20 protein-coding genes are annotated in these 19,608 nt (G+C 41.7%); 6 read left to right on the forward strand and 14 right to left on the reverse strand.

Features of this window, described 5'->3' with window-relative positions; all coding sequences use genetic code 11:
* Entirely contained in the window at nt 1–636 is a 636-nt protein-coding gene (locus BFS30_RS21585) for an MgtC/SapB family protein (RefSeq protein ID WP_069381182.1), read from the reverse strand.
* Between the two features lie 189 nt (nt 637–825).
* Between BFS30_RS21585 and BFS30_RS21590 the strand changes: the two genes are divergently transcribed.
* A complete protein-coding gene (locus tag BFS30_RS21590) occupies nt 826–2,223 on the forward strand; it encodes an alpha-L-fucosidase (protein ID WP_069381183.1) in 1,398 nt (465 codons plus the stop codon).
* 4 nt (nt 2,224–2,227) lie between these two features.
* Here BFS30_RS21590 and BFS30_RS21595 read toward each other — a convergent pair whose 3' ends face one another.
* A complete protein-coding gene (locus BFS30_RS21595) occupies nt 2,228–3,019 on the reverse strand; it encodes an SDR family oxidoreductase (protein ID WP_069381184.1) in 792 nt (263 codons plus the stop codon).
* A gap of 123 nt (nt 3,020–3,142) precedes the next feature.
* Here BFS30_RS21595 and BFS30_RS21600 point away from each other — a divergent pair, with 123 nt between their 5' ends.
* Nucleotides 3,143–3,493, forward strand: coding sequence for a winged helix-turn-helix transcriptional regulator (locus BFS30_RS21600; RefSeq protein WP_069381185.1), 351 nt, complete (start codon nt 3,143–3,145; stop codon nt 3,491–3,493).
* Here the strand turns inward: BFS30_RS21600 and BFS30_RS21605 are convergent.
* The 11 genes from BFS30_RS21605 to BFS30_RS21655 form a co-directional block, all read right to left on the reverse strand.
* Nucleotides 3,490–4,647, reverse strand: a complete 1,158-nt coding sequence (locus BFS30_RS21605; RefSeq protein ID WP_069381186.1) for a lycopene cyclase family protein — start codon at nt 4,645–4,647, stop codon at nt 3,490–3,492. The two genes, BFS30_RS21600 and BFS30_RS21605, sit on opposite strands and share 4 nt — an antisense overlap.
* Nucleotides 4,644–5,111 (reverse strand): sterol desaturase family protein, encoded by a 468-nt coding sequence (locus BFS30_RS21610; protein ID WP_069381187.1) that lies wholly within the window; start codon nt 5,109–5,111, stop codon nt 4,644–4,646. The genes BFS30_RS21605 and BFS30_RS21610 overlap by 4 nt, the downstream gene beginning before the upstream one ends.
* Nucleotides 5,104–5,637: an isopentenyl-diphosphate Delta-isomerase gene (gene idi / locus BFS30_RS21615; protein ID WP_237028636.1), complete on the reverse strand. Its 534-nt coding sequence runs from the start codon at nt 5,635–5,637 to the stop codon at nt 5,104–5,106. The genes BFS30_RS21610 and idi overlap by 8 nt, the downstream gene beginning before the upstream one ends.
* Nucleotides 5,634–6,137 carry a hypothetical protein gene (locus BFS30_RS21620; RefSeq protein ID WP_069381188.1) on the reverse strand — a complete coding sequence of 168 codons (504 nt, stop codon included), beginning with the start codon at nt 6,135–6,137 and terminating at the stop codon, nt 5,634–5,636. Before BFS30_RS21620 ends, idi begins: the two co-directional genes overlap by 4 nt.
* Nucleotides 6,134–6,970: a phytoene/squalene synthase family protein gene (locus BFS30_RS21625; RefSeq protein ID WP_069381189.1), complete on the reverse strand. Its 837-nt coding sequence runs from the start codon at nt 6,968–6,970 to the stop codon at nt 6,134–6,136. The genes BFS30_RS21620 and BFS30_RS21625 overlap by 4 nt, the downstream gene beginning before the upstream one ends.
* 2 nt (nt 6,971–6,972) lie before the next feature.
* On the reverse strand, nt 6,973–8,472 hold the full coding sequence (locus tag BFS30_RS21630; protein ID WP_069381190.1) for a phytoene desaturase family protein: 1,500 nt from the start codon (nt 8,470–8,472) through the stop codon (nt 6,973–6,975).
* 35 nt (nt 8,473–8,507) lie between these two features.
* Nucleotides 8,508–9,122: a MarR family winged helix-turn-helix transcriptional regulator gene (locus BFS30_RS21635; RefSeq protein ID WP_069381191.1), complete on the reverse strand. Its 615-nt coding sequence runs from the start codon at nt 9,120–9,122 to the stop codon at nt 8,508–8,510.
* A gap of 187 nt (nt 9,123–9,309) precedes the next feature.
* Complete coding sequence (locus BFS30_RS21640; RefSeq protein WP_069381192.1) at nt 9,310–9,945, reverse strand: response regulator transcription factor; 636 nt, start codon at nt 9,943–9,945, stop codon at nt 9,310–9,312.
* Nucleotides 9,935–10,711 (reverse strand): sensor histidine kinase, encoded by a 777-nt coding sequence (locus BFS30_RS21645; RefSeq protein WP_069381193.1) that lies wholly within the window; start codon nt 10,709–10,711, stop codon nt 9,935–9,937. The genes BFS30_RS21640 and BFS30_RS21645 overlap by 11 nt, the downstream gene beginning before the upstream one ends.
* Nucleotides 10,687–11,334, reverse strand: coding sequence for a hypothetical protein (locus BFS30_RS21650; RefSeq protein ID WP_069381194.1), 648 nt, complete (start codon nt 11,332–11,334; stop codon nt 10,687–10,689). Before BFS30_RS21650 ends, BFS30_RS21645 begins: the two co-directional genes overlap by 25 nt.
* A 2-nt stretch (nt 11,335–11,336) precedes the next feature.
* Nucleotides 11,337–11,966: a hypothetical protein gene (locus BFS30_RS21655; protein ID WP_069381195.1), complete on the reverse strand. Its 630-nt coding sequence runs from the start codon at nt 11,964–11,966 to the stop codon at nt 11,337–11,339.
* 217 nt (nt 11,967–12,183) lie between these two features.
* Between BFS30_RS21655 and BFS30_RS21660 the strand changes: the two genes are divergently transcribed.
* Both BFS30_RS21660 and BFS30_RS21665 read left to right on the forward strand, forming a co-directional pair.
* Nucleotides 12,184–13,113, forward strand: a complete 930-nt coding sequence (locus BFS30_RS21660; protein WP_157263001.1) for a hypothetical protein — start codon at nt 12,184–12,186, stop codon at nt 13,111–13,113.
* Nucleotides 13,110–14,090: a hypothetical protein gene (locus tag BFS30_RS21665; RefSeq protein WP_069381197.1), complete on the forward strand. Its 981-nt coding sequence runs from the start codon at nt 13,110–13,112 to the stop codon at nt 14,088–14,090. Before BFS30_RS21660 ends, BFS30_RS21665 begins: the two co-directional genes overlap by 4 nt.
* 66 nt (nt 14,091–14,156) lie before the next feature.
* Here BFS30_RS21665 and BFS30_RS21670 read toward each other — a convergent pair whose 3' ends face one another.
* On the reverse strand, nt 14,157–14,933 hold the full coding sequence (locus BFS30_RS21670; RefSeq protein WP_069381198.1) for a hypothetical protein: 777 nt from the start codon (nt 14,931–14,933) through the stop codon (nt 14,157–14,159).
* 205 nt (nt 14,934–15,138) lie between these two features.
* Here BFS30_RS21670 and BFS30_RS21675 point away from each other — a divergent pair, with 205 nt between their 5' ends.
* A complete protein-coding gene (locus BFS30_RS21675) occupies nt 15,139–18,144 on the forward strand; it encodes a SusC/RagA family TonB-linked outer membrane protein (RefSeq protein WP_069381199.1) in 3,006 nt (1,001 codons plus the stop codon).
* A gap of 18 nt (nt 18,145–18,162) precedes the next feature.
* Nucleotides 18,163–19,560: a SusD/RagB family nutrient-binding outer membrane lipoprotein gene (locus BFS30_RS21680; protein WP_069382599.1), complete on the forward strand. Its 1,398-nt coding sequence runs from the start codon at nt 18,163–18,165 to the stop codon at nt 19,558–19,560.
* The last annotated feature ends 48 nt before the right edge of the window (nt 19,561–19,608 follow it).

Here is a 19,608-nt window from a genome sequence, read left to right on the forward strand (position 1 = left end):
TTACGAAAAACTTAAGATTTCCGGTCTGGTAGCGAGCGTTTCACTCATCTCTATCAAATACTTCTTTTTGCCGGATACTTTGAACGTGACCATTAAATGATTGTTTTCCTTGGCGATTTCTAAACGTTCCAAAGAAAGGCCTTTTGTGTTTAAAGTATTCTCCAATTGTTGGATCTGATCAAAGTCAGGGTCCCGAAATGTGACGCTTAACAGTTGTTCCTTTTGCAGTTGGGCAATCATCCGCTCGACCCTCGTCACGATTAACAATACGCCAAGTGTGATGACGGTAAGGCACAGGGCCAATGCATGATAGCCGATTCCGGTGGTCATGCCAATTGCAGCAGAAGTCCAGATTACAGCGGCTGTTGTTAATCCACGGACAGAAATCTTGTCTTTGAAAATTACACCCGCACCGATAAAACCGATGCCGGTAATGATGTTTGCCGAAATCCGGTCGTCGGCCCCGACACCGTGACGGGATACTATCGTGAAAATAGTAGAGCCCAGGGAGATGAGGATGATGGTACGAAAGCCGGCAGATTTATTTTTATATTCCCGCTCAAAGCCTATTGCACCCCCACATATGATGGAAACAACCATCGCAACCATATCCTCAAGTTCTACTGTAAAATCCATAAATAAATCTGTAAATTATTATTTGTTATTACAAACCGATATTTTCTGGTTTTGTTTGAGTTAACGAAATGAGGAAAGAAGTCTGGTATTTTATCGATATGGTTCATAATAGCATAATCCAGTAAAACCACGGCATTGTTCATTGCGAACCAATAGTGGAGTCACTAGCTTTAGTTTTTCAAAACAAATATGAAAAGGAAGTTACGTTATCTGCTATTGGCCCTTGTATCAGGTGTGTTTAGTGTTCAGGCGCAAACATCAGGCACCGCTAAGCCACTCTCTCAATTACAGCAACAGTTTGTTGACCTGCGGTTCGGCATGTTTATTCATTTTGGAATAGGCACTTATACAAATGCCGACTGGCCTGATCCGGAAGCTCCTGGAGCGATCTTTAACCCGACAAAACTGGACTGTAAACAATGGGCAAAGGCGGCGAAATCTGCAAACATGAGCTATGGTTGTTTAACGACCAAACATCATAACGGTTTTTGTTTATGGGATACGAAAACTACAGATTATGGCGTAATGAATGGTCCTTTGAAAAGAGATGTGGTTAAAGAATATGTGGATGCCTTTAGGGCGGAGGGTTTAAAGGTGATGTTGTATTATTCGATACTCGATATCCACCATAAGCTTCGTCCTAATGCCATTAAGCCTAAACATATCGAAATGGTTAGGCTGCAAATTACAGAACTGTTGACTAATTATGGTCCGGTAGAAGCGCTGATTATTGATGGTTGGGATGCGCCATGGTCGCGGATCAGTTATGATGATATCCCTTTTGAAGAAGTATACAAGCTGGTGAAAAAGCTGCAGCCCAACTGCCTGATAATGGATCTTAATGGCGCTAAATATCCGGCGGATGGTTTGTATTATACCGATATAAAAACCTATGAGATGGGAGCGGGGCAATACCTTTCTAAAGAAACGAATAAAATGCCTGCACTGGCCTGCCTGCCCTTAAACAGCTCCTGGTTCTGGAAAACAGACTTTCCAAGGGTGCCTGTGCGTGAAGTAAACAAGCTGGTTAACGAAATCCTGGCGCCGCTTAATGATGCCAGTTGTAATTTTATACTGAATGCCGCTCCAAACCGTGACGGCTTATTTGATGATAATGCCATCGAGGCATTGAAAGAAATAGGAAAGTTATGGAAAAATAGAGGTCCCGTAGCGAAACTGAATGAAACGGGACCTCCGGTAATTGCACATAACCTGGCTAAATTTGCGGTGGCAAATTCAAGCTGGAGTGAAGATGCGGCTATTATGGATTATGGTAACGATGATAATTTTGGCTCGGCATGGCAGGCAAACCCAATGGCAAAAGAATTCTGGTATGCGGTGGATCTGAAAGACAATCAGCAATTTAATGCGGTGGTTGTTTTTGAGGCTAAGCCTAATATCAGAAAATACAAACTGGAATACCACGATGGCAATGGCTGGAAAACGATATTTGAAGGGGAAAATTCCCATCGCCTTAAAATGCACCGGTTTAAACCATTAAAAGGGGATAAGGTAAAGATCACAATTCAAACTTCCGATACACCACCATCAATAAACGAGTTTCAGGTTTATAATGAGCCCAGGTGATGAACTAAATAGTTGGGATCGTTCCGCCGTCAATTACATATTCTGTTCCGGTCAGATAACCCGCTCTTGGAGAAACCAGAAAGCCCACAAATTCTGCGACTTCTTCAGGCTTGGCTGGCCTGCCGAAAGGTATGCCGCCAAGCGCATCCATTACGCTTTGTGTGGCTTGTTCTACGGTGCCTTTTGAGCTCTCTGCAATTCTTTCCATCATCCTGGCTGCAGAGGTGGTCATGATCCATCCCGGAGAGACAGTAAGGACGCGGATGCCTTTAGGAGAGACTTCATTAGACAGGCTCTTGCTGTAATTGATCAATCCTGCTTTTGCTGCGGCATAGGGTAGGGTTGAATCATATAAAGGCAATCTCCCCTGTATGCTGGCGATGTGGATGATTACTCCGCTTCCCTGATCAATCATTTGCGGTAAAAAGCCCCGGTCTAAACGTACCGGAGCAAGTAAATTGGTACGGAGGGTAGATTCCCAGTCTTCATCGGTTAATACTGCAAAGCCACCTCCCGGTGTTTCTGAACTGCCTAGATTGTTGATCAGAATATCCAGTCTGCCGTAACGTTCTAAAATATCCTCTACCACTTTTTGTGTTCCCTTTAAGGTGCTCAGGTCTGCCGGTATAAAATTAAGGTTTGGATTTTCCTCTTCAGGCAGATTCCTTGCAGTGATGATTACTGTTGCTCCCGCCTGAATCAGTCGTTCGGCTATGGCTTTACCTGCCCCTTTAGTGCCACCGGTTACCAGGGCGATTTTGCCGGATAACTCATTATTGAAATTGAACTGTGTCATAAACATTATTATTTACTGCAAATTTCAAGGATACGGGCGGATGCTACAATAACGGAAAAACGATTCGCATAGGGTTAAATTTATCCCTGTTGCCGTTTGAGAACATAGCCTTATATTTGTGTTATGTACGAAAGAAAATTAGCGGTTAACCTGAATTGCGGACTCGATTTAATTGCTGAAGTGCTCTACGGCAAATGGAAGATCCGTTTGCTTTGGTTTATCAATGAAGGCTATTTACGCCCAAGTGAGTTGCAGCGAAAGATTCCGGCTGCATCCAGAAGGGTGCTGAATATCCAGTTAAATGAACTGGAAGCCCATGGCCTGGTCGGCAAAACAATATTTCCTGTGCTCCCTCCAAAAGTAGAGTATAACCTGACTGATTTTGGGAAGACTTTAATTCCTGTTATTGCTGCTTTAGGCAAATGGGGGGACGATCACGAAGAGCGACTGCGGAAGGTGATTCTCGGGCATTAATTGCTGCTCATCAATTTTAAGCTGCGATTTAATAAAGCCAAAGCGAACTCCCTTTTTTGCAGGGTTTTGAAAATCCGGATTTCCTCCATCAAAGAGGTTTCATTATCCAGGAATTTTAATATCTGACTGGATTTGTTTTTTCTGAATAACGTAGAAAAAATCTCTTTCCCGGAAAGCCGTCCGCTGTTCAGTAAATGAAGGAGTGTAGCATCATAGAGACCAAATCTTTTTGGCGAAATTGCTGCAACCTGAGGATTGTCGGATTTTGTGAGTTGCTCCACAATCGCAGCCGTATGTTTCTGTATAAACCGGAAAGTATAACCGGTAGATCCTTTGGTAAATCCTCCTGCAGTGCCAAGATAAATGATACGGCCGTCCTGCTGTTTGATGGGATGATCCGACATGGGAATTACTCCTTTTTCTCGCTCTTTAATATCGTAATGCTCGCAATGTAACTGTTCCTGTATATATTGTTTTAATGCAGTGGCATAACTTGCAGCTGGCAGTTCATTTTCAGAGAATACCGTATATTCAACTAAAGCAAGGGTTGAACTTAATGGCAATACGTAAACGAAAGATGTTCCTGCCTCCTGAGCAGTATTGAAGTCCATCAGTGTGGCACGTTCCGGATGGAATGTGGGCAATTTAGTTTCGATCACCCAGCCCTCGAAATGCTGCAGCAGATATTGATAACGATCGGGCCTTTTCTCCTGGATTTGGGGAATGCTGGAGAACACATAACCGGCGCTGAAGGTTTCTCCATCAATGGTCACATAACCTTGTTCCTGCTCCGTATATATTTGGTCTACATTTCCCTGTATCATACTGATGTGATTACTTTCTGAAAGCTGCTGATCGGTATAGGCATAGAAGTCTGCTGCGCGAATCATTTTATACTGATAGGGCTGGATGTCCAGTTCCTGATGATGAGCGGAGCCGGAGAAGGATAAATGATTCCATTTCCGGTATACTGCCGGTTCAAATACATCCGCTTCCTGTTCCCAGAAACACCAGGTCCGGTCATTTTCCTTTTTATTCAGCTTGTCGACCATCAATAGCCGTTTGTTTGTGCTTTGCAGATAAGGCAACATCCGTATAGCCAGGCTTCTTCCTGAACAGCCCCCTCCGGCAATGATATAATCAAAATGTTTCATACCTGCTTTTTTTGAGATTGCTGCCAGTATCTCCGGGCGGCGAACAACATTCCGAAAGATTCACCATGGTGCCTGTCCAGGTGTTTGTGATGCATTTTATGCGCCCTTTTAATCGTTTTTATATACCTATTATTACTTCTTGAAAACCATTTGAACCTTTGGTGAATGACCACATCATGTATGATGAAATAGGCAATCCCATACAGCAAAATGCCAAGGCCGGTGTAAAACATCCAGTTGAAACCCGCTCTTGCACCAAAAAAGAAAAGAAGGATGCTCGGCGCGGCGAATATCAAAAAGAAGAAATCGTTCTTTTCAAAGAAATGAGGCTTTTTCTGATGGTGATCTTTATGTAATACCCATAACAATCCATGCATTACAAATTTATGCGTAAACCATGCCACTCCTTCCATAAAGACAAAAGTACCCGTTGTAATCAGTAAATAGGTGATCCAGTTATCCATTGCTTTGCTCTTTTTTGTAATGAGTCTTCAGTTCTTTAAAACATATTTTTAACCAGACGGTATATTTTTCCTCCTCCTCAATCAGACTGGATTCGAGTTCTTCGAGGCTGATATAGCGGAAGGCGGCTACTTCTTTCGGATCAGGTTGAGGCACGGCCTCAGAAAATCCAAAAAAAACATGGTCATATTCATTTTCTGTCAGGCCATTTTCAAATTTGGCAAGATAGGAAAAACTAAAAACTGGACGTAGTTCACATTCCATTCCCATTTCTTCTTTTAATCGTCTTTTCGCGGCGAGAATGGTCTCTTCGCCCGGGCGCGGATGACTACAACAGGTGTTTGTCCATTTTCCTGCGGAATGATACTTATCCAGGGCCCGTTGCTGCAGTAAAAGTTCTCCGGAACGGTTAAAGATAAACACGGAGAAGGCGCGGTGAAGTTTGCCTTCAATATGCGCCTGCAGTTTAGGCATGGTTCCAATCGGTTGGTCGTTGCTGTTTACGAGTATAACTTCTTCTTCCATCATATGGTTAATCCTTTCTTTTCCTCTGCAGAGCAATAATCAGAAGTGGTCAGGTATTTTAAAATGCTTTCCTTCAATTTTTTATCTTTTATCGTTTTTACGCGGCTTAACAAATACTTCTTATCCTTTGTGATGTCGTCATTATAGTGGAGAAATGCCGGAATGTTAGTTTGAATGGCAAACCTCAGAAAACGTATTTCCGGATGATCAGGTTCTTTTTTTACGGCTTCTTCGATCAGGTTCTTTCCTTTTTTAAATCTCCTGAATTTATTGACCGGGTTAAGTCCATACCTGCAGCGCATCATTTCGGCAGCACCTTTATAACAGATCAAAAGAGGAGGAGAGTCCGGTCCTACGGCCGACAGCAGGTTTAAAAGCTGATCTGCGGAAGCTTTACTGTGCACAGCGGCTTCAAACAGACGCTTGACTTCCCGGAGCTCTGGTTCTGCCGGATAGGCTTTTGTTGCAAATAGCAACAGGAGAAAAAGGGCAGCTATTTTCATATGGTATTGGTCTTATAACGGATGATAGAATCAAACATCAATCCGAACTTATGCGCACTGGAAATCCGGATCCTTTGAGACATTACCTTCTCTGCTGTACTGTTTTTAATCTTATTGAACAACTCTTTATAATACACATAGGCCAGGTAAACTCCATTTTTGGCGGATGCAGGCAATTCCCGGATGCCAATCAATGCCAATTTAAATTCTGTTTCTATTTCTTCCTCGATCTGCTTTTTTTCAATGTTGGAGAAAGCGGATAAATTCACATTTGGAAAATAGGTGCGGTTTAAGGTATAGTAATCAGCGTTGACATCTCGGAGGAAGTTTACTTTTTGAAATGCAGAACCCAGACTCATCGCAGAATCCTTTAGTTTTTCGTATTGTGTTTTATCTCCTTCGGTAAAGACCTGTAAACACATTAAACCCACTACCTGAGCGGAACCCAGAATGTACTGATCATATTTTTCCGGAGTATAAAACTCCTGCTTAAGATCCATTTCCATGCTTTGAAGAAACAATTCTATCAGCTCTTTGTCGATGTCGTATTTGTTCACCACTTCCTGAAAAGAGTTGAGGATGGGATTCAAGCTGATTCCCTCTTCAATAGCCTCATAGCAATCTCTTTTAAACTTAGCGAGTAAGGTGATTTTGTCGAAATCATGGAAGCTATCCACGATTTCGTCTGCCAGTCGGACGAAGCCATAGATGGAATAGATGGGCTTCCGTAGCCTTTCGTTTAAAAAATAAATACCCAATGAAAAGCTGGTGCTATACCGTTTGGTAATCATTTCGCTGCATGCTGCTGATAATTTATCGAATATCTCTTTCATCGTTATTTATTTAGGTGCTTTATAAGTTGTTGAGCGGCTATGTTTCCTGAGATGATGGAGGGTGGAACTCCAGGGCCCGGAACGGTCAATTGTCCGGCGTAGAACAGGTTTTCTATTTTCTTATTCTTTAAAGAGGGTTTTAGGTTTGCTGTTTGCATCAGCGTATTTGCCAGTCCGTAGGCATTCCCTTTGTAGGAGTTGTAATCTGAAATGAAATCACTTACGCAATAACTTTTCTTATAATCCAGCTGCTCACGTATAGCGGTACCCGTATAGGATTCGAGCCGGTCCAGGATCAGATTAAAATATTGTTCCCGGATGGCTTCAGGATCCTTCAGGTCTGGTGCAAGGGGCATTAGAATAAATAAGTTCTCCTGTCCGGCAGGGGCAACTGAGGGATCGGTAACACTTGGACAGCACACATAAAATAAAGGCTTTGTGGGCCATTGTGCATCTTTGTAAATCTCCTGGGAATGCTGTTTTAAATCTTCATCAAAAAACAAAGTATGGTGGTTTAGCCGACCTACTTTAGTTTTTACGCCGAGATAAAAAATGAGGCAGGAGGGGGCAAAAACTTTATTGTCCCAATATTTTTCAGAATAGTTTCTGTAAGTCTGATTCAGGAGTTTTTCCTCAACGTGATGGTAATCGGCAGCTGCAATAATACCTGCATAATCCTTTGTTCCTTTTGCAGAGGTTAAATTGACAATGTGTTTTCCCTTTACGTCAAGTGCAGTGACAGCTGCATTGGTATGAAACATTGCCCCTTGTTTTTCTGCAACTTCTTTCATCGCCTGGATCACTTTTCCGAAGCCGCCTTTGGGATACCAGGTGCCCAGCTTGAGACCTGCATAGTTCATCAGGCTGTATAGTGCCGGTGTATCTTCGGGCATGGCACCCAGAAAGAGTACCGGGAATTCCATTAAAGCGATAAGCCTGGGGTCTTTGAAGTACTTTTTTACATGGGAACTGAAAGAAGTAAAAACCTGTAGTTTAAACAAACCTTTTACCAGCTCCGCATCTGCAAACTCCAGTAGGGAAAGGCCAGGCTTATAAACCAGTTTCCCAATTCCTATTCTGTATTTGTATGCTGCTTCGGTTAAGAAACTTTTTAGTTTAGCGGCGCTTCCGTTTTCTGTAGCTTCAAACAGCTGACACAATTCTTCAAAATTAGCTGGGATGTTGAGTACTTCATCCGCGCCGAAAACTACGCTAAAGCCGGGATCGAGTAATTGTAGCTCATAAAAATCTGCGGCTTTATAGCCAAAGTCATTAAAAAACTGCTCGAATACCTCAGGCATCCAGTACCAGCTTGGGCCCATGTCGAACACATAGCCATTTGGGGTAATAAGTTGGCGGGCCCTTCCACCAATATCTGCGTTTTTCTCATAAACATCTACCCGGTAACCTTGCTTTGCGAGATAGGCCGCAGCGCTGATTCCGGCAAATCCTGAACCAATTACCGCTATTTCCGGACCTTCTTTTTGTTGATGAACTGACATGCAGGTTTTTTAAGTTGATAATGATTTGAAATGGCTTACAGCTGACCTCTTGTTTTTTCCTCGTGAAAGTTTTCAAGTTTTGTCAGTAACCGGATCAGGTCCATTTTTTCCTGATGGGATAGCGGTTCAGTTACCTTCATGGAGGCAATTCTTATATTTTGCATGCTTTCATTTAAAAGCTGAGTTCCTTTTGCTGTGATGTGGATCATTCGGTTTCGCTTATCACTATCTAACGCAGCCTGTTCTACTAATCCATTGCTGATTAACCTGTTTACAATTTGCATTCCGGCAGATTTTTCATGAATATTTAGTCGGATGAGTGCTGTTTTAGACATACTTCCGAAGGAAACCAGGCTGATTAGGTAGATAAATTCGTCTGGTGTAGAAAAGGAGGTATTGGCTATCGCTGCTTTGGCATGCAACCTGGCATATTTATACAGGTGAACCAGGGAGGTATTGATCACGCTATCAGCGGATCGTCCGTTTACTTTTCCATCCCATTCAGGCTCGGGAATCGTTGGATGCCCTTTTTTTTGATAATATTCATTTAACCATTGTCCGAATAAATAAGGATCCTGATGATAAGGTTCAGATTCCTGTTCGTAAATTTTAATCAGATCGATTACCTCAATTATTAAATCGTAATACATGTTATCGGTTTATTCTGTACAAATATATACTAATAAAGTGCTTTATTGTACATTTATTTTAAGAATAAAATATTATAAGGTATATAATTGTACTTTATGAGGTTTGGTCGACTGCAGTTGGCAGAAAAAGAAGAAGAAGTTCTTTATTGGGGAGAGGAATAAAAGCAATAATTTGATTATAGCGTCTTTATAATTTAACGAAGCCCTTTCTAATTGCCTCTATTGCCATGCCGACACGGCTTTGTACGTTTAGTTTTTGAAACAGGGCTTCTCTGTAACCATCAATTGTCCTTTCACTTAGAAACATTAGGGCTGCAATTTGTTTATAGGTAAGGTCGCTGCAGGCAAGCTGCAAAAACGTCTTTTCCTTTTCGTTGAGTTTAACAATATCCTTTTCATAGGTTAACAACCGTCTGAAATTGATATTACTGACATCAGCATTGTAATATCCTTTTACCTGTATGTCGTCCAGGGCTTTTTCCAGATCATTAGGATGAGTATCTTTCAACAGATAGGCACAACATCCTGCTTTAATCATTTCTATAATGGTGCTGTCTGTGTCATTCATAGAGAGCGCAACCAATTTCATTGCGGGGTAATGCTGATTAAGCCAGGCGGCGGTGGCTACGCCATCCATTACCGGCATATTTACATCAATTAACATGATTTCCGGAACATTGAGATCAGATTTCATTTTGTCTTGCAGGTCTTTGCCATTTATAGCTTGTACGACAACTTCATATTTCTTAAAAGTCTGAAGCATCAATACCAATGATTTTAAAAACAATTGGTGATCATCTATAATTCCTATGCTAATTTTCATGGTCGTTCTCTTTAATTGGTAATTGTATATTTACCCTGGAGCCGGTTGCAGACAGGTCCCAGTTAATGGTTCCTCCCAATAAAGCGGTACGGTGTTGCATATTTCGTATACCGAGGCCGGTATCCGTTGATTGCATTTCAAAACCTTTTCCATCATCGTAAATTCTTAAGCTGATCGTATTGGAGCTCACAGTAATGTTTATACTGATATTTGCTGCATCAGCATGTTTTATGGCATTTTGAAGCGCCTCCTGAATGATGCGGAAAAGAATGATTTGTTTTTGAGTATCTATAGGTAGTTTGCCGCAATGCATAAAACTGATGCAGACCGTCTTTGCCACGTTAATCCGGTTTATTTCAGTCTCCAGATTGGTAATCAGATCAAATCGTTCCAACCATTCTTTATCCAGTGATTTTGTAAGGGCTCGAAGTTCGTTAATGGCTTTACCTAAGGTTTCTTCTGCAAGGTTTAAAGTCTCAGGGATATCGGTCAGGCTTCTTTGAGTGACGCCCAGTAGCATCTTTGTGCTGCTCAATAGCTGTCCTACGTTGTCATGCAATTCCTTGCCTAATTCATCAAATGTCATTTCCTGAACTTCTATCTGGGATTTCATCAATTGGTTTTCGAAGTCTTCCTGCATGGTTTTCTTTTCCTGAAGGAATATCCGTTGCTTCACTTTATAATTTACAATAGCAAATACGATTCCCAGACACAGGATGATAAGAATTATTGAAGTGATGATTATTGTGGCGTAGATTTCTTCCATCTGTAGAGCGAAAAACCAATTAAAAGAAATATATATAATAAATAATTACTCACCGAGTTGATGAGTGAGAAAAGAGCTTTAGTTTTATTGAAGTGCGTTTTAATGGTAATTAAGTAATTAAATATACCATTAAAAGGTAATGTGCAGATAAAATAGATAAAAAAGGCCATGATGAACCAAAATGTGGGTTGCTGGAAAATTGACCGGTTATCATTTGGTTCGATACCCCACAAAGCGATGATACACCAGGTAATGATCAGCAATCCTTCAAAGCTGTTGCTCATGCTGGGCATCTGTTGCCAGCCCTGTACCGTTAAACTGATAAGTAGGGAGCCGGTAATAAATACAGGAATGGAATATAACATCATCAATTTAACGGGTTTTTGATTGATGCCTTCAATAAGTGATAACGTAATCAGGCTGTATTCCAGGATATTAAAAACGTGATAAAACTTGTAGTAATTTAATCCTTTGCTCATGTATACCTCAACGATGATTTCGGTGAGGATGGATATCAGTAACAATAAAGCCAGTATTTTTATTCTTTTAATGTTCAGATAGAACAAGCTGTTCACAAAACTAGCAACCATTAAGAAGTAATAAAAATACTGGAGCTTAATCATAATTAAAATTTTTGTTCTGTGTACTTATAAAAAGCGGCTACAAAATCTGTGAAATTTGCCTCTGTTAGGCTCTTCTTCTCATTGTCAAGAAAATTCTTCATCGATTTCACATTGTCAATTTCTAAAAAACCTTTGCCTCCATTTCCCTTTTCCTCTATAGGCGGAATTTCGTGTTTCAGATCGCTATAGATACGGTTCTCATCCAGTTCCCCGGTTCTGTCTGCTCCCATTTGCTCCGTCATTCTATCTGCAATCTGTAGTAAGATGTCTTTCCCGATCACTGTTCCTGAAGCATTTACACCTTCGAGCGTTAAACTAGCATCTTTTCCATCCTTATCGGGTATGGCCAGATAGAATCTGATATACTCACAGCCTTCATAGGATAAAACTCTGAAAATAGAAGCTTTACTAAATTCTACCCAGTAAACATTACTAAAAGGATCGTTGGGAATCGTGCTACCTATCTGATCCTGGAATCTTTTAATCATGTCTAAAGCAGCACATGGTGTAACTGGCATTCCATAATGCTTCTTATCTTGCGTGTAGGAAAAGGGCTGTTCCTGAATAAGGTCACGTTTAGTGCCCTGATGATCAAAGCCTTTCAGGGTCATGAGTTCGTTTGGTCTTTTCATTTTTTTTTGATTTACGTTAATTGATACTCCAAGTTGAGGATATTAATTTATATCTGCAATGGAGGGAAATGCCCCTTTTTTGACGGGAAATTTCCCGTATCAATTTAAAGGAAAGCAACAGAAAAAATGGAGATAATCCACGTAGTTCCCGATCTCTGGTTTGTGGAAATTTGGGTAGTTCAAACAATCAGCAAACATTAAGCTAAAACGGATTTTTATGACACTGAGAGAACAACAAAGGCTTTATAAGCGGGCGCAGAAGCTCGCGATGCCTTTCCGGGACCAACCTGGCGTAATTGACATTGATCTTGGAATGAAAAGGGTAGCTGATCAATCTACCAATGAACTTTCCATTCGCTTTAAACTAAGAGAGAAAGTTCAACTGAATTTTTTGAAATCCCATCAGGTGTTTCCACAAAAGATTGGGGAATTTAGCACGGATGTGATACAGATTGATCCGCAACTGGAGAGTCAATGGGTTGAGCCAACTAATGCCGTTCGGCCATTGAGAGGTGGTCTGCAGATTTTTGGAGAGAGATACCTTGGATCTGAGCATCGCGGTACCCTTGGGTGTATTTTCAATCTGAACGGTCATTTTCTTGGCCTCACCAATTATCATGTCCTTTATGGAAGACTGGATGAAGATGAGGTGAGGCAGAGAGCAGTAGGAAAGGAACTGGTCTTCCAGAACGATGGTAACCCACCTGACAAAGCCATTGGTCGCTGTTTTAGGGCTTTTGATATGTTGACCGATTATGCCACGGTAGAGATCGATCCTCAGGTAGGCAGGATACCTGAGATAAATGGATTTCCCGGAAGTACCGACCCAATTTTAATTGCTCCTATTAATAAACTAAAAATTGGCTTTACCAAGGTTAAAAAAAGTGGCATAATCACAGGGATCACTTACGGCCTGGTTGATGGCCGCTCCCTGGTCTATCCCGGAAAATTCACCATTATTCCGGATCCTAATGCACCGAAAGCGCCTCTTTCAAAAAAGGGAGATTCTGGGGCGGCCTGGATCATAAACGATGCCAGTGAGAATGTCCGCCTGGCTATTCTCCATACAGGGAGTGAAACTCCAGGCACGGCCTATGGTCATGCATTTCAAGTTATTCTAAATCACATAAACGCACACTCATCATGAAAACATTTTACATTATCGCACTCGCAGCAATCTTTTGCCTAGACAGTAGTGCACAGATTAAAAATTATGACAACACCGGATCCATAAAGATCATTGGTGAAAAGACAACCCTAAAACTGATAAAAAAGGAGATTTCACTGGAAACAGGAGAAGAGGCAGGAGGACTTTTGGCTGCCGTTGGTACAATTGCTCCGGCCCTGATTAATCTTGGGGTTAAGGCGGTACAGGAGAAGATAAAAAGGGAAGCACTTAAATATACCGGAACTTATAAAGCGTCCGGATCTGCTGACGGGTTTTATGCCGATCCGGGATATGTAAAACCTCCAATTGTTCAGATTGAAAGAATGGTACTGATATCTGGAAATAAGCCAGACACGGCATCGAGGATCATATTCATTCCTGAGCTATCCATGGACAAGACTGCTTTTCGATTCAGGTTGGATCCCAGGTCTTTCAAATACCGCTATTCTGTTGCCAAAATCAGGCCCGGATATAATGCTTTGGATCTTACTGTGGAAATTAAGGTAAGAAGCCTGACTATTGCATCCGGGGAATATAAGTTGAGCGAATTAAGGACGGTGTTAGTTACCATTCCCATGGTGCAGGTTAATGCAGTCAATCTGCCTGGAAACGATATTGTCTCCGGTTGGATTCCTTTCCCTCCAAAGTCCAGCTTTGAAACAACTGGGGTCAAGAGCGATACCGTAACCAAGGTGACCAGATCAGAAAATATATTAACAAAGAAAACTGCTGCTCATTCTGCTGAAAGCAGCATTACTTCGACTTCCGGGGTCAAAGTCCCCCTTGCGAACGTGGATAGCTTTGGACCATATGAGGTTGAGGTGGTCGTAACTGAAACCAATCCCTTTAAGATCAAAGCAGAACAACGCACGGCATTTGTGGATTTAACTGCTGAGTCTGCCACGGCATTGTTGCAGGCAATACTTGAGGCGGTAGTTCCAAAGCCAAAGGAATAATAACCTTAATAAAACACCTTTAGCGATAAAAAGGAAAGCCAATAGTTTAGCTTTCCTTTTGCTGTTTTAAAGATTTTTCTTTGGCCTGATGAAGCTTATAGTTTGAATTTGACTTACTGAAACTTCGGTTATTTTCCTCGTTGAGTCATTGTAGAGGTACATGATTTTGGAAGTGGTTCCGATCCAGTACGTTTTTTTGTTCTGGACAATTGGCATTGGATCTTTGCCATCTACCAGGGTCAGGTCAAAGCTGATCTTCTCTTTAACTACTCGTTCTACATCTGGCCCGGCACTTAAAACCAATCCGAACCCAATTAGCATTGGATAAAGATATATGGTGATGACATGAAAATAAAAGTACATAATTACGATTGCAGCTGAAAATACGCCAACAAAAATGGCTGAAAGCCAGGGAAGATTCCCCACTGCTCTGAATGCCTGTCCCGTAGTGAGTCCGATCACAATTGTAGTAAATAGAATGAAAGAGTTTCTCTTTAATTCCTTATGGATGTTCTTTTTCCGAAAGGTATGCGCAGTAGCTATGGCAATCGCGACGAAGCCGATTATCATTGGAAATAGAAGGAACAGCCTACCTTTTTCGTATAACAGGCTTAATGCATCTTCAAATGAGAAAAAGCTGAAATAGGCAATATCAAAGGCTGCATAGAACTCTCCCAGATGCAAAAAAGACGACAGCATAAGAATAGCAGTTGAAATAGTAATGAAGTAGGCAAGATTCAATTTGCCATTTGGCTTTTTTGATTTCTTTGTCATCCATACAGCGAATTTTGCGATGATTCTTAAAAACCACGAGTCTGTAGATGTTAATGTTTCTGTGATCATGACAGTGTTTTAATGGTTAGGAATTATTTTGTTATTTAAAATATGATTTCTTTATTGGAAATCAGCCAGATATACTGTTGAACTATCTAAATAATGCTCTGTAACGTAAATGTTAATATTCTAGGAATATCGGACAATATGCTAATCATCTATCTGCGATTTTGCTTCTAGTTTTGGTTTAGTACTAAACCAAAAACAAACAGGGATGAAAATCAAATTAATTATGTTACTAATTTGTGGCTTCGCAATCAGTTTTGCAAAGGCACAAACCAGCACGATCAGGGGGAAAGTATCTGATGATTCTGGGATCGGGATACCAGGTATATCGATAAAAGTAAAAGGCACTTCCATTGGAACGGCAACAGATGTAAAAGGAAATTTCAACCTGCAGCATGCTGTTCCGGCTACGCTTGTGGTTACCGGCATCGGTTATCTGACCAAAGAAGTGGTATTTAACAATCAGCCGAATTTTACGGTAGTGCTGCAGAATGATATGCAGGACCTGAATGAAGTGGTGGTTACGGCGCTGGGGATCAAAAGGGAAAAGCGGATCCTGACTTATAGCTCGCAGGAGGTAAAGGGGGATCAGCTGACGCAGTCTAAGGAACCCAACCTGGTCAATGCCATTTCAGGAAAAGTATCCGGAGTGCAGATTACCAGTTCTTCAGGCACACCGGGAAGTTCATCCCGTATCGTGGTGAGGGGTGCCAATTCCTTTTATGGTAATAATGAAGCTTTAATGATCATCGATGGTATTCCGGTCGACAATTCGGAGCGGGGAAACCTCAACTCCGGACCTGGAACAAACCGGATTGCCGATCTGGATCCTAATATCATTGATAACATCAACGTACTGAAAGGCGGTGCAGCCACAGCCTTATATGGTTCTGACGGAGCAAAAGGGGTAATCATCATCACCACTAAAGCAGGAGTGAAAAACCGCAGGCCATCGGTGAACATCAGTTCTGGATTTTCATTTGAGAATCCATTGCTTCCTGAATTACAGAACAAATACTCTTTGGGAACCAACGGAAAGTATTATGATGGGGTAACACAAAAAACAAGTACCTCCTGGGGAGCTTTAATGGATACTTTGAAAATTAACGGACAGCCGGCGAAGGTATATGATCAATCTGATCTCTTTTTTAAAACCGGAAGAACATATAGCAATACAATCAGTGTCGATGGGGGCAGCAACATTGGTTCTTACTTTCTTTCTTATTCTAACCTGAAACAGGATGGAACGGTCCGGTCGACCTCATTCAACAGAAATACACTCTTTGCAAAGTACAATGTGCAGCTGATTAAAGACCTGAACATGACCTTTTCCCTGAATTATGCAAATACTAAGAATAACCGCCAGCCGGAAGGTTATGCTTTGGAAAGTCCGGTATGGACCATATTTTCTGCACCGGTATCTTATGATTTACAACCCTCTCTGAATGAAGATGGAACTCAGCGCTTGTTTCGGTTTTCCCGTAACAATCCTTATTGGGTAGTCGATAACATCAAGAACAGGTCTGTAGTAAACCGCTTCATTCCAACTTTTACTGCCGATTATAAGCCCTTATCCTGGCTGACGATAACGGAACGCTTTGGAGCAGACGTTTATGTGGAGCAGGATAAGTATATAGAATCCAGGCTGTCAGTATCCAATCCTAATGGCCGCCTGGTAGACAATAACGTCAACTTCAGACAGTACAATAATGACTTTATGGTGAATGCCAGTAAAACATTTGGTGATTTTACAGCCGACTTGCTACTTGGAAATAACATCATCTCTACCTATACCCAAAACATGTATGCAAATGGTCTGGGTATTACTGTTCCCGGACTGGACAACATGAGTGCTGCTTCTAACGTCACTTATCGGGAAGACAGTTACCTCAGCAGAAAAATTGGTTTTTATGCGCAGGCCAATGTTGATTACAAAAAGTTTCTGGTCTTGTCTTTAACCGGAAGGTATGACGGAAATTCCGTGCTGGCGAAACAGAGTAACTTTTATCCTTATGGTTCTGCAGCAACGAGTTTCATTTTTTCCAACTTCTTTTCTTCTGGATTGTCGGATGTCATGAACTTCGGTAAGTTAAGACTTTCTTATAGTACGGTTGGAAATGCGAGTATAGGCGCATACAGTTTACTGACTCCTTTTGAGAACCAGACAGTGAGAAATATCTCCTTCCCTTATAACGGACAATCCGGGTTTTTAATCGGCGGGGTATTAAATGATCCTAATTTAAAGAATGAGCGCATCAATGAGATTGAATTAGGTTTAGAGACCGGTTTTTTCAAAAACAGGGTAAACCTGGAGGTCACTTATTTCAGTAAGAAAACCGTGGATGGCATCATTCCAAACGTAGCGATTGCACCTTCAACAGGGTATAATTCGACCAGTGTAAACTCTGCTGAAATGCGTAATCGTGGGGTAGAGGTTCTGTTAAATGTAAAACCTGTTAAAACAGACAACTTTAGCTGGGATTTCACGCTAAACTATAGCCGCATCCGCAATAAAGTGTTGGCAATCTATGGGGATTTAAAACAGATCGGTAATGGTTTTACCAATATCATCATAGACCAGCCATATGGAGTAATCTATGGAACGAGGTACGATAGAAATGCAGAAGGAAAGTTATTGATCGATGACAGTGGGTTACCGGTTGTAGCAGAGAGACAGGGAATTATAGGTGATATCAATCCGGATTGGATGGGCGGTATCGTGAACAATTTCAGGTATAAACAATTCGGCCTGAGCTTTTCATTTGATATGAAAAAAGGTGGTGACATCCAGAATAACGTAGATGGTTACGGCTACTTTTATGGTACCCCTAAGGTGACGGAAAACCGTGGGCCAAGGGTAGTAGATGGAGTAAACATCAATACCGGAAACCCGAACCAGGTGGAAGTAAATGGTCAGAGTTATTACCAGCGCATTAACGGAATTCTGGAGTCTGTAATTCAGGATGGTACTTATGTGAAACTGAGAAATGTAAGTCTGGGTTATACGGTTAAGCCTTCGTGGATCGCAAAGAGTCCTTTTAAAGCCATTTCTTTTAACATCACCGGCCGGAACCTATGGATCTATTCACCGCATTTTACAGGTGGCGACCCTGAGGTAAGTTCATTTGGTTCATCAAACGGATCGCAGGGAATATACTCTTTCTCTACGCCCACATCGCGCTCCTTTGATTTCAGTTTAAAGTTAACCTTGTAATTTAATAATACGATGAAGATGAAAAAGATATACCTGGTTTTAACGGTCATCAGTCTGGTGATGAGTTCAGGATGTAAGAAATATATTGATGTAAATAATGATCCCAACAGGCCGATCAGCGTGACGGAACCTTTAATGCTGGCACCGATTGAAATGCTGATCTCCCAGAATATCAATGCTGCAGGGGACGGAAATCTAAGCATTGTTTTGCAGCAATACCTGCAGGTGATTGCGCTGAATCAGGTGGCCCCGAACTTCGGTACCTACCTGATGTACAGTCAGGATATGGATGGCGACTGGAACAATATGTATGTCAGGACACTGAATAACCTGTCTATCCTTAAGGTGAAAGCAGCTGCAAACGGCAATTTTAATTATTCGGGGATTGCTAAAATTTTAACGGCTTATTGTTTAGGGACAGCAACTGATGCCTGGGGAGATATTCCTTACTCGACGGCTTTTGCAGGCAAAGACAACCTCACACCGGTATACGATAGTCAGGAGTCTATATACAAGCAAATCAACAGTTTGTTAGAGGATGGGATTGCAGATATCGCTAAACAGGGAGGCATTAAGCCTGGTAGCGACGACTATTTCTATAATGGCGAGATGGAAAAATGGACGAAGCTGGCTTATACCTTAAAGGCGCGTTACCTGATGCACCTCACTAAAGCTCCGGGCTATAATGCAGCAACCCAGGCGCAGCTGGCTTTAACAGCCCTGACCAATGGGATGACCGGAAATGCGGACGACCTGAAAATGATCTTTGTAGGAACTCCGGGTACAGAGAACCCATGGCAGCAAAATTTCCTTCCGGCCAGTACTTTGGTGCTCGGAGATACTTTTGTAAACGGGTTTAAAACAAGAAATGATCCGAGGTTAAGTAAAATGGTGGCACCGGCAAAAGAAACAGGACTTTATACGGGTAGGGAAGCAGGGCTGAACGAAATCGGTAGTCTGGAATCGTATTCTATTCCGGCAGCTTTTTATGCTGCGCCCAGTGCTTTTAATTACCTGGTGAATTATACCGAAGCCTTGTTTTTAAAAGCAGAGGCGAACTTAATCATCTCAGGTGCGGCAGCAGCTCAGCCCATATATGCGGAGGCGGTCAGGACCCATATGACAAAAGTTGGGGTGAGTACCCTTGATGCGAATGCTTACCTGATCAGTCGTGGGAACCTGAGCTCAGCAAATGCATTGAGGCTGATTATAGAAGAAAAATCCATTTCGAACTTCCTGAATGCTGAGAATTATACAGACTGGCGCCGTACCGGATTTCCGGTATTAACAAAGGTTAAAAATGCGCTGTCGGAAATTCCGCGCAGGGTATTGTATCCGAATACGGAGATGATCTCCAATCCGCAACCGCAACAGAATGCAAAATTAACGGATAGGGTATGGTGGGATAAAAACTAAGCTTAAAAAAAGAACCTGTTTCCATCCCGAACAGGTTCTTTTTTTAAT

It is taken from the genome of Pedobacter steynii (assembly GCF_001721645.1).
GTDB classification, from domain to species: Bacteria; Bacteroidota; Bacteroidia; order Sphingobacteriales; family Sphingobacteriaceae; genus Pedobacter; species Pedobacter steynii_A.